We start from the raw sequence: 15,540 nt of genomic DNA, 5'->3' as shown, positions 1-15,540 counted from the left end.
CTTTAGGAAGCTTTTTACCTGAGGGAGACGGAAACATGGGTGCGAAAAAAATTCTGATGCTGGTGGGCGATTACGTGGAAGACTACGAGGTCATGGTGCCGTTTCAGGCGCTCTTGATGGTTGGCCACCAGGTGCATGCGGTTTGCCCCGATAAAAAGGCCGGTGAGCAGGTGCGCACTGCTGTGCACGACTTCGAGGGCGACCAGACCTACAGCGAAAAACCCGGCCACAACTTTACCCTGAATGCCAGCTTCGACGAGATAAACGAAGCGGAATACGATGCCCTGCTGGTACCGGGCGGGCGTTCGCCGGAATACCTGCGCCTCAACCCCAGGGTGCTGGAGATGGTGCGCCATTTCGACGATGCGGCCAAACCCATCGCCGCCGTCTGCCATGGTCCCCAGTTGCTGGCCGCCGCCGGCGTGCTCAAGGGCAGGTGCTGCTCCGCCTACCCGGCGACGGGCCCCGAGGTGGCGCAGGCCGGTGGCGAGTGGAAAGAGATTCAGGTAGATGAGGCTCATGTTGATGGCCATCTGGTCACGGCACCGGCCTGGCCCGCGCACCCGGCCTGGCTGGCAGCCTTCCTGCAGCTATTGGGAACCCGAATTACCCTCTGATGTTGTTGCCTCCCACCGTACCCGGTGGGAGGTGAATTAGAGGGCCATCTCCCCCCGCCAGTTCGAGCGGGTGCCTTCAGATCCCGCCAGCAAGACGGCTGTTAAGGGTTGGCAAAACCCATGGTTCGCTTTAGTCTGACCGGGCCGATATTCATCTTTCCAAGAAGTGACCCGCTTGGCAACTGTGCCCGAACTCAGTTTTTCCATCCGTTCCTACACCCTCTCCGTGAGCGCCCATCGTCACGCCTATGCCCAGCTGGTGCTGCCGTTACAGGGCAGCATTGATATCGAGCTGGCCGGTCAGCGTGGCCGGGTCGGGCCGTCCCGGTGCGTGGTGATCCCGGCGGGAGAGCGGCACAGCTTTGCCGCCGAGCAGCAGGCGCGGTTTCTGGTGGTGGATCTGCCGACGCTGCCCGCCGCCATGCAACAGCTTGATACCCCCTTCGTGGCCCTGCCTGCGGGCCTGCAGCGCTACAGCGAGTTTGTAGAGACCCAGTTGCAGCAGCAGAGCAATCCGGAGCTGGCCCGGGACATGGGTCGGCTGTTCTATCAACTGCTGGAGGCGCAGGACTGGCAACCCCGGCTGGATCCGCGTTTGCAGCGGGCGGTACAGCACCTCAAGCAGGATCTGTCTCGTACTCCCAGCCTGAGCGAGCTGGCGGCGGTCAGCTTCCTGAGCGTCAGCCAGTACAAGGCCCTGTTCAAACAGCAGCTGGGCATGAGCACGGGCCAGTATCTGCAACAGCTGCGTATGGAAAAGGCCCGGTCACTGCTGGCCTTTACCGATATTCCCATCACTATCATCGCCGAACGGGTCGGGTTTCAGAATGCCTCGGCCTTCAGCCGCCGCTTTCGTGCCCACTTCGGGCTGCCACCCCGGCGGCTGCGCTAAAAGCATCTGCCCGGACAAGTCTGCCGGCTTCTGGGCACAGTCGGCTGGGCTATCTCCCCTTATACTCTGCAGCCATACATGTCTGTAGAGGAAAGAATCATGGCCACACTGCAAGGAATAATGGCAATCAGCCTGTGGAGCCTGCTGGCACTGCTGGGTGCACTGACCACCACCATACCGGCTTTTCAGCTGCTTTTTATCTGTTTCAGTGTCTCGGCACTGCTGATGTTTGCGGGACGACTCGTTCATCGCCGACCACTGTTGAGCCCGCCTGCGTTGAGCCCGGGCCAGTGGCTGGTGGGCATCGTCGGTCTGTTCGGCTTTCACTGGTGCTACTTTACCGCCCTGCAGTGGGCGCCGGCGCTGGAGGTGAGCCTGATAGTCTATCTGTGGCCGCTGCTGCTCAGCTTGCTGGTGGCCGGTCGCGGGCGGCGTCATCTTGCCGCACTGGGCGGCCTGCTCGGCTTCGGCGGGGTAGCGGTACTGATGGCCCCTTCGGGTGATGCCGGGCTGGCCGGAGATGTGCTGGTTGGCTACGGGCTGTCGCTGTGTTGTGCGCTGATCTGGGCCGGGTATTCCTGGTATCTGTCCCGGTCTCAAGGCCAGGCGGAGGACATCGGCTGGGTGTCACTGGTGGTGGCTCTGCTGTCGTTGCTGGTGCATCTGACCACAGAGCAGGGGCACTGGTCGTTTTCGATTCCGGAAGGGCTGGGGGCCCTGCTGCTGGGGCTGGGGCCGGTGGGTGGCGCCTTCTACCTGTGGGATCGGGGCCTGAAACAGGGCAACCGGGCACTGCTGGCCTCTCTCAGCTTCGCCACGCCCTTGTTGTCGTCTGTGGTGCTGGTGCTGGCGGGCATCAATGAATGGCGGCTGGCCACGGTTGTGGCACTGGTGCTGATCATGCTGGGGGCCGGGGTGGCCAATCTCAAGCCGCGATTGCCGGCGGCATTGAAGGAGGGGAGTGTATCCGGGTGATATGACTGAAGCGGTGGCCCTTGCAATCAGGCAAGGGCCACCGGCGGGACTAAGGTCTTAGAACAGGCGGCTGATGCCTACCACGATCAGCGGCAGGGCAAAGAAGACTCCACCGATATAGGCCACCACATAGCCCTTGTTGCGCTGGGCCTGGATGGCCAGGGTCTCGGCCATGACCACCGGAATCTGACGCAGGAACGGCAGCACATAGATGACGGCGATGGCCAGCAGGTTGAACAGCAGGTGCACCAGGGCGATTTGCAGGGCCACCGTGGCCGAGGCGCCGCTGATGGCGGTGGCCGCCAGCAGTGCGGTGATGGTGGTGCCGATGTTGCTGCCCAGAATGAAGGGGTAAACCTGCTTCAGGCTGAACACGCCGGTGCCGGCCAGGGGCACGATCAGCGAGGTGGTGGTGGAGGATGACTGTACCAGCACGGTGATCAGGGTGCCGGAGGCCATGCCCGAGGCGGGGCCGCGACCCACGGCGGTATGCAGTATGTTCATGGCGCGACCGACCATCAGGGTGCGCAACACCTTGCCGATCTGGGTGACCACCATCAGGATGAGGCCGATGCCAATCAGGATCAGCGCCACACCGGACCAGACACCGGGCAGCCAGGCCACGCTGGCCTTCAGGATGTCGGCGGCAGGCGACAGCAGCACTTTCATGAAGTTCATGCCGCTCATGCTGACGCTGGCGTCGCTGACCAGCAGGCCGGCAAGATACTCGGAGGCGGTGGCCAGGGGACGGAACAACAGCTCCAGCGGCAGCAGTATGGCCACGGCCAGGATGTTGAAGCTGTCATGCACGGTGGCGGCGGAAAAGGCCCGCTTGAACTCCTTGCCATTGCGGATATGGCCCAGGCTGACCAGGGTGCTGGTGAGCGAGGTGCCGATGTTGGCGCCCATGATCATGGGAATGGCGATGGCGATGGGCAGGCCACCGGCGACCATGCCGACGATGATGGAAGTCACGGTGCTGGAACTCTGGATCAGCGCGGTGGCGACCACCCCGACGATCAGCGCGATACCCGGGTTGGAGGCAAAGGCAAACAGCTCCTTGGCATCGCTGCCGGCGGCGGCCTTGAAGCCGGAGCCGATGGCGCCCACTGCGGCCAGCAGCACATAAATCAGGAATGATACCAGCAGCCAGGACAGCCAGTTGGACTGGACGTTACTTTCATTGGCCGAACCGGGAAGGGCGGTGGATTGAAGGCTCATCATGCATCCTCATCTCAAAGTTGGCGCCACTATGCCGAGCCTAGATGACACTTTTATTACAGTGGGGCAGTTTTGTGACAGTAGGATGTCAGTTTGGTCGGTTGTATTGCTGTGGGGGATGCGTTCGGGTCATAAAATTGCAATATGGTAGCGTTTTATTCTTTTTCATCGCGCATTGTGCAGACGGAATTCCTGCTTCATTGTGGCCGTAGTACCTGCTTGTCAGGCGACTGCCGAACGGTTTCACCATGCCGGCCCCCTCGGGTAAGCTAGGGGCCGGAACGGGATCAGGCGGGGAGTGACCATGGCGAAAGAGGCGGGGAAGGAAGCGAATGACGGCGAGTTTCATGCCCGCTTCTATCGTAACGGGCCCGATCACGCCGCCGGCGAGCAGATAGACTTTGTTCATGTTCGTCGGCGCTTCGATTTTCGCAGCATCGAGATAGGACGCTGGGTCACCCGGCCCGAGCGGGAGCGGGCGGCGGGCCTGTTTTTCGACGCCCTGTGCGATTTGATGCTGATCCTGCAGGGACCCGAGCCGCTCGTCTCCCTGCGGGGCACTCTCTCGTTACAATACGGCATCGGCGGCCGGCCCGGGGTGTCTGCCCATTACAATCCCGCCACTCGCTGCTTTTCGCTGGCCAAGAATGCCGGCCCCGGCAGCATCGCCCACGAGTGGTTTCACGCCTTCGATCACTACATGGCCGACAAGGCGATAGCCGGGGCCGCTCGCGGCGCCTTTGCCTCCCGGGCCTGGCTGAATGACGCGGCCACTCTGGACCACCCGCTCAACGATCTGCTGTTCGACTGCTTTCACACCATCTTGCTGGATGCCGACGGTGGTGAGCCCAGCCCTCTGTTCAAGGCCTCGGCGGCGACCGACCGGCGCCTGAACACCTTTTATTACAGCCAGCCGGAAGAACTTTGCGCCCGGGCCTTCGAGGCCTTTGTGCAGGACGCCGCCATCAAGAACGGCTTTCTGGTCAAGGGCACCAGGGCCACCAAAGAGGCCGAGCTGGGGCTTTATCCTCGGGGCGAGCAACGCGAGCGGATCAACGCCGCCTTCGGCCGTTACTTTCGCACCCTGGGCGCCGCCCTGCAGCGGCGTGGCTAGCCGCTTACAACCTTTGCCTGCTGTGCTATGGTGCCGCACCAGACTCGTTAGTACCCGGCCCATGACCAGCATGGGCCGATACACTCATCATTCCGTTTTTGGCAACACTGCATGCAACAAGGAGCTCCCATGAGCGACACAAACGACAACCACCGTGATCAGGTAAAGGCCGAGCGTCACCAGCAGCGACAGCAGAAGCTGAAAGAGGCGGTCGACGCCAAGGTGGCCGCGGCCAGTGACGAGCGTGGCGTGCTGATGGTGATCACCGGTAACGGCAAGGGCAAGAGCACCGCCGGCTTCGGCACCGTGGCACGGGCCGTGGGCCACGGCAAACGCGCGGCGGTGGTGCAGTTCATCAAGGGGGGCTGGGAATGTGGCGAACGCAACCTGCTGCAGCAGGTGGGCGTGCCCTTCGTGGTGATGAACACCGGCTTTACCTGGGAAACCCAGAACCGCGAGCAGGACATGGCCGCCTGCGAGCAGACCTGGCTGCCGGCGGAGAAAATGCTGGCCGACCCGAGCATCGATCTGGTGCTGCTGGACGAACTCACTTATATGGTGGCCTACCACTACCTGGATCTGGACCGGGTGCTGACCGCGTTGAAAAACCGCCCGCCACACCAGCATGTGATCATCACCGGCCGTGGCTGCCACCGTTCCATCATCGAGCTGGCCGATACCGTGAGCGAAGTGCAGTCGGTGAAACACGCCTTCGATGCCGGGGTAAAAGCCCAGCCGGGATTTGATTACTGAGGCTAGGGACCGCAAGCGAGGGCGGCAACGCCAGAATCCGGTCAATGGAAGGGTCAGGCGGCGTACCAGAGAATGGCGAAATAGTGGCAGCCGGTGCCGCCCATCACAAACACATGCCAGAGCAGGTGTCCGTACCGCAATCTGGAGTCGGTGACAAAGAACACCACACCGAGGGTGTAAGACAAGCCACCGGCCAGCAACCACAGCAGGCCCGCCGTGGGTACGTGTTCCAGCAGGGGATCCACCGCAATCACAACAAGCCAGCCCATCAACAGATAGAGGCCGGTGGAAAGAAAGGGGTGAGACAGGCTGTTGAATACTTTCAGCGTGACGCCCACCGCCGCAAGACTCCAGATCAGGCCGAACAGGGTCCAGCTCCAGGCGCCCTGCAACGCACCCAGCGCGAACGGCGTGTAGGTGCCCGCGATGAGCAGGAAGATAGCGGAATGCTCTATGGTCCGAAAGCGTTGCTTGGTCTGGCCGGGTGCCAGGGCATGATACAGGGTGGAGGAGAGGTAAAGCAGGATGGCGGTGGCGGCAAAGACACCGGTGCCGACCACGAACCCGGCCGACCCGCTCCGAACCGCATGCATGATGAGTAACGGCGTGCCGACCAGCATGGCGACCAGCGCCACCCCGTGGCTGATGCTGTTGGCGAGCTCTTCACCGCGTGACTGTTCACGAACGTGGCCGGATACCCTGTTGTGCATGATGGTGCCTCCCGTACTGTTTTTATTGAACGTCAGGGATCAGCCGAAGGCAAGGGAGGCCGGGTCTGGCGAGATGTGTTGGTGAGCGGCTCAGAGATCCCCTCATTTTTATTGCTCAGATAATGCCGAAGATGCGCTTGTATAATTTGTGCTGTGACAGATAGTAGGAAAATTTTTCCAACAGTTTGATGGCGTTTTCCTCTTTCATCTTCGGCAGCATCTGATAATAGATGCCCCCTTGTCGGAAGAAGGAGTAGGTACGGGTTTTACTGGTATTGGCTTTTATCGTCTTCTCCAGTCCGGCGGCGTCACCGGCCTTGCCGAGCAAAGTCAGCAGCACGATGGCCAGGGCGCTGAACAGGAACAGACGGTCGCGACGCTTGGTTGAACTGACATGGGTGTCAGCCATACCCATGCCGAACTTGTAGTCCTTGATGTCCCGAAAGCTGCTCTCGATCCCCCAACGCTTGCCGTACAACTTAAGGGCGTCGGCGGCACTCAGGTTACGCCGGTTGCTGGCCAGAAACCAAGCCTCTTTCATGTCCGCTTTCTTGCAGCAAAAGACCCGGGCGACGGGCTGTCTCTGGTTGGTCAGCTCCACGTCTTTCAAGGTGTGGGTACGACCACTGGGCGTCAGCCATGTCTTCGCCGGTTTGAGGTCTTTACCCACCGGGCAGAGCAGAATATTGTCTTTAAAACGAATGAGATAGTCGAATCCCAACTCGTCTTCCAGCAGGGCAAACAGACCGGTGTTGCCAAAACCCCGGTCGGCCACCACGGTCACGCGTACATCGGTCGGCAGACTGTTTTTCAGTTTCCACAACAGCTCGTCTTCATGGTCATTGCGCTTGCCTTTCAGCAAGGATTTTTGGTGCGTCTTCCACAGCAGCGGCGTGTTGCGTCCATGACTGGTCTGCATGCTCAGCACGATGCTGCTATGGTCGTCGGCATCGAACTCGGTCCAGTCCATGGAGACCACGATTTCCTTGCGTTCGGCCACCACGTAGGGTACCCAGTCGTCGAACAGTGACCAGATGTTGAGCTTGATGTTGCTCAGCAAACGGTCGACTTGCTTGATGGCGTATTTACGCTCAAGACCATTGGCCTGAGCCAGGCCGTTACCAATGGCATGAATGGCCAGCGAGCTGGATTCAATTACCCCCAAGGTGGCATTGGCCAATGAAAGCACGCGCTTGGCATGCATATCCTGGCCGAAGATGTCTTGCAGGTATTCTGAAATGGAAGCGCTGGTGATCATGATTGGTGACGTTGCCGAGTTTGGTTCAAAGGCGAGTAGTTTACCCGCCGGGCCGTGCCAGCTCTAGCTCATATAAGGGGATGGCTAAGGGTGAGCGGGGCGAGACCCGGATGCTGCGCTGGTTTTTATATAAGGAACCGTCTCACTGTCTCACTGGCTTAGGCTTATTGCGGGGGTTGTGCTGCATTTCGAAAAATAGTCGGGATCTCCAGCGGGTCTATATTACCCCAGTCGTTTTTTATTGTGTTGGTGACACTCCGGCTTTGCTCCTGAGTCATGATCTGCTGTAGTTCCTCGAAGCTGACGCCAAACATCCTGCCGGCCACCATCAGGCCATTGATATAACTTTTCGCCTGGGCACGCTCTGTCGGCGTTTGTTTCTCCTTGGTGAAATATTCTCTGAATGAGGCTTGAAGATGGGCTATAAATTCCTGTTTGTTATCCATGTTTATTTTCCTTTCCTTTTATGATTTAACGCAACGCACGCGTGGCTGCGGAATGGAGGCGAAGCCGTAATGTAGTAGCCGTGGCTGTGATCGTTAGAGGTTACTCTCATCCGCTACTCGCTTTTGCCCAACGTCAAATACAGCTGAATCTAGGGCAAATGTTTCTCGCATGCCGTCTGCTGTCACCGAGGTCCAAACCACCTCTCGCTGGACGAGGGACTCTATACCGGCTCCCGGTAGGTCAAGCTGATTTACTTGCCCCCAAGTAAGAACCGAGCCGCCTGCTTGAACAAATGCCTGTACTACGGTTTTCTCGTCCTCGCTCAAGCGGCCATAGATACGCTCTGCTTCTTCCAACTCCATTCGGCCCTGCGCTCGCCTTACCGTTCGCGCATGGACTCCGGTAGCGACCAATCGAACTAGCGGAAATGCAATGACTGCCGAAAACACAGCAATAACCCAATCTGATGACACAAGATAAGCTGACAGACCCACAACACCGGCAGCGGACGTCGCGATGCTGCGGCCCACATCAGTTTCCGCGTATATACGCTCTGCCCATTTATCCAGAGTCTTCAATATGCACTTCCAACATTATTTTTAATACTAAGCATGCGCGTATTTACTCATCGTACCTATTGTTTTTTTATTAATTTACTGATTTAAAATAGCGTTCAGATATTTGTGTTTGGCTGTGCGGCGATCAATATGCGTATGTTCGAATGCTCTGCGTCCGGTGCGGGGTATCTGTTCACTCGACGGCGTATGGTCGGATCGGCAGCTAGCGCCGGCTCTTGCAGGCGAACGGACCTTTCCTTGTGCCCGTTCTTGAGTCCATATCACTGCCATCTCGGATAAACTCATATGAAGCTTTCTCATTATAATCAGGGCGGGTTGCAGAATGGAAGTTAATAGAGGGCAGGATAAGCGATAAGCTTCAAGAAAAACCCAGGAGCGCAGTAACAGGCGACGTCGCGGAGCAGGCACAAAGGGGCTGCTCCGCCGACCTGTATCTGGCATGGCTGAAAAGTGCTCCCTGTTATGTCGGTATTGCCGCCATCCTTGGCGGCCGGATGTCATGCGCCGAGCAGCATCGAGCAGTTGGGTACCGTTGCTGGTTCGCGTGTGGTTATATCCGTTTGGTATATTTTTCGGCATGTTGTTTGCCAAGGGTCACGACCAGGACGCCACCCAGTACCAGTATCGAGGAAATGGTCAATTTGAAGGTGATCGCCTCATGTGCAAATAAAACGCCGCCGAATGCGGCAATGATCGGCACCGATAATTGAAAGGTGGCGGCCTGGGTCACCGTTAACCGTGCGAGTGCGGAGTACCAGATTGCATAGCCTAATCCGGAGGCGACCGCCCCGGACAAGATGGCCAACACCATGCCTTTATTGGATATCTGAACATCATCGAGCGTGGCAAGCGTCACCAGGGCGATAAAGGGAAGGGTTCTCAGAAAGTTGTTGGTTGTGTCAACAAGCGGGGTGTTGGAACCCTTGCCAGCCAGGGTGTAAAACCCCCAGGCTATGCCCGAAATCGCCATCAGTGCGAAGCCGGTCAGCGAAGGTGCGGACGCCCCTGGCATCAGCAGCACAAAGAGCCCCGACAAGGCGACCAGCAACCCCGCCCATTCAACCAGAATGAGTCGGTTTCCTTTCAACAGGCCATAAATGATCATCGTTGCCTGAACCGAGCCAAACAATATCAAGGCGCCGGTTCCGGTGTCCAGGCTGATGTATGCATATGAAAATGCGATGGCGTATAAAAACAGGAAGAAGGCGGAGGTCCAGCTTCCGCTGTTCAGGTTCATTTTTTTTCGGGTGCTGATGGTGACCAGAAACAACAGGAATACAACGCCGGAGAATAGCCTGATAGACGTAAAGCTGGCCGCATCGATGACATCATCATTCAGTGCCAGGCGACACAGAACAGAGTTTCCGGCAAAAGCCAACAGTGCCAGTACGGTCAGTGATATTGTTTTAAACATGGAGCATCGTAAATGTAACGCCTCGTTGACGAGTAAAAAATGGCCATTTCATCTGTAATGGCCATCCTATACATAAAAAATCAACCAGCCCGGAGATGTCGGACGGTTGACGCTCTGTTGAACCATTCGCCAGGCGATTACTGCCCTGCAACGGCCGCCGCAGACAAGGTGTTCAATACGCCGGCTATCTTGGTTAGCACCGCATCGCAACCTTCGATGTTGTGCCGGTTTTTCAAATATTCCGGGTTGTTGTACGACAGCCAGACCTGTTTATTTTCATCTTCCATGATTAACACCTTCTGCGGCAGATCAATGCCGACCTCCTGGGCACATTGCATTAAGGGTGTGCCCACTTTCGGGTTGCCAAAAATAATCACCTCGGTCGGGCGCAGCTCCATGTCTACACCGGCCGCATTCTGCTGATGATTGATTCTCGCAAACACGTTCAAACCCTTCTCTTTGGCAATGGTTTCAAAGCGGTCGGCGGTTGCTTGAGCCGTGTATGGGCTTTGCAATCTGATCAGGCTTTCCTCTGCACTTGCCGTGTATGAAATGAAAAGCGTTAACAGACCAAGCGATAAAATTTTCTTCATTTCAATACCTCATGCTGTTTGTCGAGATGATGGCGCCATGGCCGATCAGTTGTAAGGTGGCGTGTTTGATGCATTTGATGCATTTGATGCATTTGCTGCATAGGGTGCCGGAATAGCGGCTGCCGTTCGACAGCGCCCGGGTTACCACTCGTCTTCGGCCTCCGGATCGTAGCCCTTGTACTGCTCCGGCTTGCTGCCGGTTTCGGAGGCCACCCAGGGATACTGGCGGCCCGGCTGGGCTGCTCCGGGTTTCTTGCGGGATTTGGACACCTGGAAGATCCAGTCGTCACCAAAATCAAACCAGTAGAACAGTTTCTTGCCTTTGGGCAGGGGGAACAAGGACGCGATGTCGGCATCCAGCGAGTATTCTTCGCCGTCAAAATGGATGCGCTCCGAGCCGGTTTCCTTGCGGGAGATAAAAAACGAATACATGTGATCGTTGTCGAAACCGACCGCCTGCTGAATGGCATCATGCAGGTCATGCAACGACATGGTGTCTTCTATTTCCAGTTCGCAGGCCCATGCTTCTTCTGCATACATACCCGCGACGAGCTGGATAGACAAGGTGATGATCATGGTGGCCTCATGGTTGTCCGAAATGGTGATCCGAAATGGTTGACCGAAATCGGGTGGCTTGAAAAAAGCCCCACGGTTGCCGGCGGTGGGGCTGTTGTTACCGGGCGTACGCCTAGGGCTGATAAGCCGGCATGGGTGCCATGATATGCACATAGGGCGTATCTTTCCACATCACCCAGGGGCCACCATTGGTGTGATCGGTGGGCAGCCCTTCGAGCATGGCGGCATCGGGCACCAGTATCATCAGGTGTGGCAACGGTTCGCTAATCCACTCGTTGCCGGCGGCGGGCTCGGTGGCGTAAGGGTCGGTATTGCTCTCGGGAGTACCGCCCTGCAGCATGTAACCGAAGCCCATGCCCTTGTTGGTATGCGGCAGCTTGTTCATCCAGGCGTGGGCCCAATCCATCCAGACCGCGTCCAGACACATGGGATCGTTGCCGGGGGTGGCCGGCATATCCGGCAGGCAGCTCCAGCCGTTGTCGCCCTGGCGCAGCTCCGCCATTTCGTCGGCCATCTCGGCTGGCCAGTCGAGGATGGTGGCGGTGGCACTGATGGAGGGCGGGGCGGCGCTCATGGCGCTGGCAATTTTTTCTTCCGGGGTGGCGGCCAGGCTAATGCTGCAGCTAGCGCCAAGCATCAGGCCCAGCGCAACACGAGGAAGAGGAACCAGGTACTTCATGGTTTACTCCTTACTGGGATACTGCCGGCAGCCATCGGGACGATGAATGCTCTTTCTCCACAGTATTTTAGGCATAGCAGGAGGGAGATCGGTCGTCAATTGGCCGGGCAGCGGCAGCGGCGGTGCTAGACTTTAATGGAGTCAGATTCCATCGTGACGGCCGTGATGCCGCCAGGTACCGGGTTGGCGGCAGTTGCCGTTGACCGGTTTTTTATTGTTCAGTCTGCAATCCAAGGACCCGTTCCGAGGACCACGCCATGACAACCTTTTCCCAGAATACCGTTACCGCCCTGAAAGAGGCGGTAACAGGCAGCGTTGTGCTGCCCGACGATGCCAGCTATAACGAGCTGCGCCAGATATGGAATGCCACCATAGACCGGCACCCGGCGATTATCGTGCAATGTGCTGAGGCCGAAGATGTGCCCAGGGCGCTGCACTTTGCTCGTGAGCAGGGGCTGGAAGTCTCCGTTCGTGGCGCCGGCCATAACATTGCCGGTAACGCGGTCTGTGAGGGCGGCATCATGATCGACATGTCGAACATGACCCAGGTGCGGGTGGACGCGGTCAAAAAAATTGCCTACGTGCAGCCGGGCGCCGGCTGGGTGATATTGACAAGGCCACCCAGCAGCATGGTCTGGCCACGCCACTGGGCATCAACTCCACTACCGGTACCGCCGGTCTGACCCTGGGCGGCGGCTTCGGCTGGTTGACCCGGCAATACGGTATGACGGTGGATAATCTGCTTGCGGTGGATCTGGTCACCGCCGATGGCCGTCAATTAAGAGCAAGTGAACAGGAAAACGACGATCTGTTCTGGGCCATCAGGGGGGCGGGGGGCAACTTCGGCATTGTGACCGGCTTCGAGTATCGGTTGCATCCGGTGGGGCCGGAGATTACCGCCGGTCTGATCGTCTTTCCCATTGCCGAGGCCAAGCGGATGCTGCAGCAGTATCGGGATTACATGGATTCGGCCCCCGAAGCGCTCAACATCTGGGTAGTGATGCGCAAGGCGCCGCCGTTGCCCTTTTTACCCGAAGAGGTGCACGGTAAGGAAGTTGCGGTGCTGGCGGTGTTTTATGCGGGTGCTACGGAGGACGCCGAGCGGCTGATCGCCCCGCTGCGTGATTTCGGTACCGCCTATGGCGAACACATTGGCGTACAACCCTATGTAGAATGGCAGCAGGCGTTTGATCCCCTGTTGACCCCGGGTGCGAGAAATTACTGGAAGTCGCATAATTTCACCGAGCTCAAGGACGAAGCGCTGGATATCATGATTGACTTTGTCCACCGTCTACCCGGCCCGCAGTGCGAGATTTTTATCTGTATGGTCGGCGGTGCCGCTAACCGGGTCGCCGCCAACGCCATGGCCTACGGCCACCGGGATGCCCGCTTTGTGCTCAATGTGCATGCACGCTGGGATGAGATCGCCCAGGACGACACCTGTATTGCCTGGGCACGGAAATTTTTCAAGGCGTCCACCCCTTATGCTTCGGCCGGTGTCTATATCAACTTCATGACCGAGGAAGAGGGTGAGCGGGTAAAGGCGGCCTACGGCCCCAACTACGAGCGGCTGGTGCAGCTCAAACGGCAGTACGATCCGGAAAACCTGTTTCACCTGAATCAGAACATCAGCCCCTGATGCTTAATGGCGCCGGGTTGAACCGCTGATGGAACTCGGTGCCTGAGAGCACGATGTTATGAATAGAATTATGCAATAAGTTATGCAAAGAACGCGGCCTCATGCTGCGGACCTTTTAATCATCTCGGGCGGTTGTGTCTGCAGACGGCGGTTTTGCTGCCGATAATGGTACAGCCATCTGTGGGGCGCCGCGTGAAGAGTGGAGATTATGTGTATTTATTGAATATATATTTCTTTAATGTAGCTAAAAATTCATTTTTCTCGAATGGCCCCGGCTATGATATAACAGTTACATCTAAAACCCTGTCGGAATGCACTAATTGGATAATATTGAACATCTTTTCCTGCTGACCGGGATTTTGCTGTGTTTAAGCGTACTGGCTACCCTGCTGTCGGCACGCTCCGGCATCCCCATTCTGCTGATCTTTCTGTTGATTGGCATGCTCGCCGGCGAAAGCGGGCCGGGCGGCATCGAGTTCGAAAGCTATTCACTGGCCTACACCATCGGTAACCTTGCGCTCGCCATCATCTTGCTGGACGGCGGCATGCGCACGCGCATGGAAACCTTTCGGGTAGGGCTCAAGCCAGCCCTCAGTCTGGCCACCCTGGGGGTGGTGATCACCAGCGGCATTACCGGGCTGCTGGCCGTTTATATTCTGGATCTGAGCTGGATGCACGGTCTGCTGCTGGGGGCTATTGTCGGCTCTACCGATGCGGCGGCGGTGTTTTCGCTGCTCGGCGGCAAGGGCATGCACCTTAACCAGCGGGTAGGGGCCTCGCTCGAAATCGAGTCCGGCACCAACGATCCCATGGCCATTTTTCTGACCCTTACCCTGATCGGCCTGATCACCGGCGAAATGAACGGGGCCGGCGACACCCTGCTGTTTTTGCTGACCCAGTTCGGCGTCGGGGCCATTGCCGGGGTGTTGGGGGGCATTCTGCTGGTGCAACTGATAAAACGCATCGGGTTGGCCTCGGGTTTGTATCCCATTCTGGTCACCGGCTTCGGACTGGTGCTGTTTGCGCTCACGGCGTTACTGGCGGGCAGCGGCTTTCTGGCGGTGTATCTGGCCGGTCTGGTGGTGGGCAATGCCCGCCTGCGCCATATGGAGTCGATCTTGCCGGTATTCGACGGACTGGCCTGGCTCAGCCAGATCGGGCTCTTTCTGGTGCTGGGCCTGCTGATATCCCCCGCCGACATGTGGTCGATGGCGCTGCCCGCCAGCCTGATCGCGCTGGCGCTGATCTTTATCGCCCGGCCATTGGCGGTGCTGGTGGCACTGGTGCCGTTCTTTCGCTTCAACGCGCGGGAACTGGGCTTCATCTCCTGGGTGGGGCTGCGCGGCGCCGTGCCCATCGTGCTGGCCATTTTCCCGCTGATGGCCGGCATACCCGAAGGCTCCATGCTGTTTAACGTGGCCTTTTTCGTGGTGCTGATTTCACTGCTGGTACAGGGCTCCACCTTGCCGCAGGTGGCCCGGTTGCTGGACGTGGAAGTGCCGCCCGAGCCGGCGCCCCGGCGCCGCTCCATGCTGGGCATCTTCCAGGAAGACGACTTCGAGATGTTTCTCTATACCGTCAACAGCGAGTCGATAGACGGTATAGTAGTGCGTCAGCTCACCTTTCCGCCTCATTGCCGGGTGGCGGCGGTATTTCGGGGCGATAACCTGCTGCCGGCCTCGGGCAGTACCCGGCTGGCACTGAATGATGTGCTGTGTGTCATCGGCCGCAGCAATCACCTCAAGACCCTGAACAACATGTTTGGTGGCGATCTGGATGCGGCGCGCAGCAAGGCGCGGGCCTTCTTCGGTGACTTCATTCTGGATGCGGATGCGCGGATGGGCGACGTGGCGCTGATGTATGGCGTGGACGTGGATGCCAGCGAAGCGGAGCTTAATCTGGGTGACTTCATGCTGGCGCACAGCAACGGTCATCCGGTGGTGGGGGACCATTTCGTGCGTTACGACATGGTGTGGACGGTGGCCGATGTGGACGGCGATCGGGTACTCAAGGTGGGCCTGCGCGAGCACGACATCGATAAGGACTAATGCCGTTGGTGCGTCACCGTTTTTAC

General features: G+C 58.2%; 16 protein-coding genes and 1 pseudogene. 8 read left to right on the top strand and 9 right to left on the bottom strand.

Translation table 11 applies throughout. The features are described 5' to 3' along the window. Window positions 1-35 precede the first annotated feature (35 nt). From BFR47_RS03690 to BFR47_RS03680, 3 genes are all read left to right on the top strand, one after another. On the top strand, window positions 36-617 hold the full coding sequence (locus tag BFR47_RS03690; RefSeq protein ID WP_071471824.1) for a DJ-1/PfpI family protein: 582 nt from the start codon (window positions 36-38) through the stop codon (window positions 615-617). A 184-nt stretch (window positions 618-801) separates the two neighbouring features. Continuing rightward, complete coding sequence (locus BFR47_RS03685; protein ID WP_071471823.1) at window positions 802-1,509, top strand: helix-turn-helix domain-containing protein; 708 nt, start codon at window positions 802-804, stop codon at window positions 1,507-1,509. 99 nt (window positions 1,510-1,608) lie between these two features. After that, entirely contained in the window at window positions 1,609-2,484 is an 876-nt protein-coding gene (locus BFR47_RS03680; RefSeq protein ID WP_071471822.1) for a DMT family transporter, read from the top strand. 57 nt (window positions 2,485-2,541) lie between these two features. Here BFR47_RS03680 and BFR47_RS03675 read toward each other — a convergent pair whose 3' ends face one another. Then, window positions 2,542-3,705 (bottom strand): Na/Pi symporter, encoded by a 1,164-nt coding sequence (locus tag BFR47_RS03675; protein ID WP_071471821.1) that lies wholly within the window; start codon window positions 3,703-3,705, stop codon window positions 2,542-2,544. 304 nt (window positions 3,706-4,009) lie between these two features. Here BFR47_RS03675 and BFR47_RS03670 point away from each other — a divergent pair, with 304 nt between their 5' ends. Next, window positions 4,010-4,819 carry a CLCA_X family protein gene (locus BFR47_RS03670; RefSeq protein WP_071471820.1) on the top strand — a complete coding sequence of 270 codons (810 nt, stop codon included), beginning with the start codon at window positions 4,010-4,012 and terminating at the stop codon, window positions 4,817-4,819. A 129-nt stretch (window positions 4,820-4,948) separates the two neighbouring features. Continuing rightward, window positions 4,949-5,572: a cob(I)yrinic acid a,c-diamide adenosyltransferase gene (gene cobO, locus BFR47_RS03665; RefSeq protein ID WP_071471819.1), complete on the top strand. Its 624-nt coding sequence runs from the start codon at window positions 4,949-4,951 to the stop codon at window positions 5,570-5,572. A gap of 53 nt (window positions 5,573-5,625) precedes the next feature. Here cobO and trhA read toward each other — a convergent pair whose 3' ends face one another. The 8 genes from trhA to BFR47_RS03625 form a co-directional block, all read right to left on the bottom strand. Next, window positions 5,626-6,282 carry a PAQR family membrane homeostasis protein TrhA gene (gene trhA, locus BFR47_RS03660; protein ID WP_071471818.1) on the bottom strand — a complete coding sequence of 219 codons (657 nt, stop codon included), beginning with the start codon at window positions 6,280-6,282 and terminating at the stop codon, window positions 5,626-5,628. A 115-nt stretch (window positions 6,283-6,397) separates the two neighbouring features. Further along, complete coding sequence (locus BFR47_RS03655) at window positions 6,398-7,540, bottom strand: IS4 family transposase (RefSeq protein ID WP_071471817.1); 1,143 nt, start codon at window positions 7,538-7,540, stop codon at window positions 6,398-6,400. A 164-nt stretch (window positions 7,541-7,704) separates the two neighbouring features. Then, the gene (locus tag BFR47_RS03650; RefSeq protein ID WP_071471816.1) at window positions 7,705-7,986 is read right to left on the bottom strand and encodes a hypothetical protein; all 282 of its coding nucleotides are present in this window, start codon (window positions 7,984-7,986) and stop codon (window positions 7,705-7,707) included. 93 nt (window positions 7,987-8,079) lie between these two features. Next, window positions 8,080-8,565 (bottom strand): hypothetical protein, encoded by a 486-nt coding sequence (locus tag BFR47_RS03645; protein WP_071471815.1) that lies wholly within the window; start codon window positions 8,563-8,565, stop codon window positions 8,080-8,082. A 550-nt stretch (window positions 8,566-9,115) separates the two neighbouring features. Then, window positions 9,116-9,979 (bottom strand): DMT family transporter, encoded by an 864-nt coding sequence (locus tag BFR47_RS03640; protein WP_175514054.1) that lies wholly within the window; start codon window positions 9,977-9,979, stop codon window positions 9,116-9,118. A gap of 137 nt (window positions 9,980-10,116) precedes the next feature. Then, window positions 10,117-10,572, bottom strand: coding sequence for a DUF302 domain-containing protein (locus BFR47_RS03635; RefSeq protein ID WP_071471814.1), 456 nt, complete (start codon window positions 10,570-10,572; stop codon window positions 10,117-10,119). Window positions 10,573-10,713: 141 nt separating this feature from the next. Continuing rightward, window positions 10,714-11,148: an IS1096 element passenger TnpR family protein gene (locus BFR47_RS03630; protein WP_071471813.1), complete on the bottom strand. Its 435-nt coding sequence runs from the start codon at window positions 11,146-11,148 to the stop codon at window positions 10,714-10,716. Window positions 11,149-11,260: 112 nt separating this feature from the next. Beyond that, a complete protein-coding gene (locus tag BFR47_RS03625; RefSeq protein WP_071471812.1) occupies window positions 11,261-11,827 on the bottom strand; it encodes a hypothetical protein in 567 nt (188 codons plus the stop codon). 257 nt (window positions 11,828-12,084) lie between these two features. Here BFR47_RS03625 and BFR47_RS18075 point away from each other — a divergent pair. From BFR47_RS18075 to BFR47_RS03615, 3 genes and pseudogenes are all read left to right on the top strand, one after another. Next, a pseudogene (locus BFR47_RS18075) lies at window positions 12,085-12,554 on the top strand (FAD-binding oxidoreductase); the annotation flags it as partial. Between the two features lie 3 nt (window positions 12,555-12,557). Beyond that, entirely contained in the window at window positions 12,558-13,466 is a 909-nt protein-coding gene (locus tag BFR47_RS03620) for an FAD-binding oxidoreductase (RefSeq protein ID WP_217645432.1), read from the top strand. 320 nt (window positions 13,467-13,786) lie between these two features. Further along, entirely contained in the window at window positions 13,787-15,514 is a 1,728-nt protein-coding gene (locus BFR47_RS03615; RefSeq protein ID WP_071471811.1) for a potassium/proton antiporter, read from the top strand. Window positions 15,515-15,540: the final 26 nt, after the last annotated feature.

Source organism: Oceanisphaera psychrotolerans (genome assembly GCF_001870485.1).
Classification (GTDB): Bacteria; Pseudomonadota; Gammaproteobacteria; order Enterobacterales; family Aeromonadaceae; genus Oceanimonas; species Oceanimonas psychrotolerans.
This window is presented reverse-complemented; position numbering and strand designations above follow the sequence as displayed.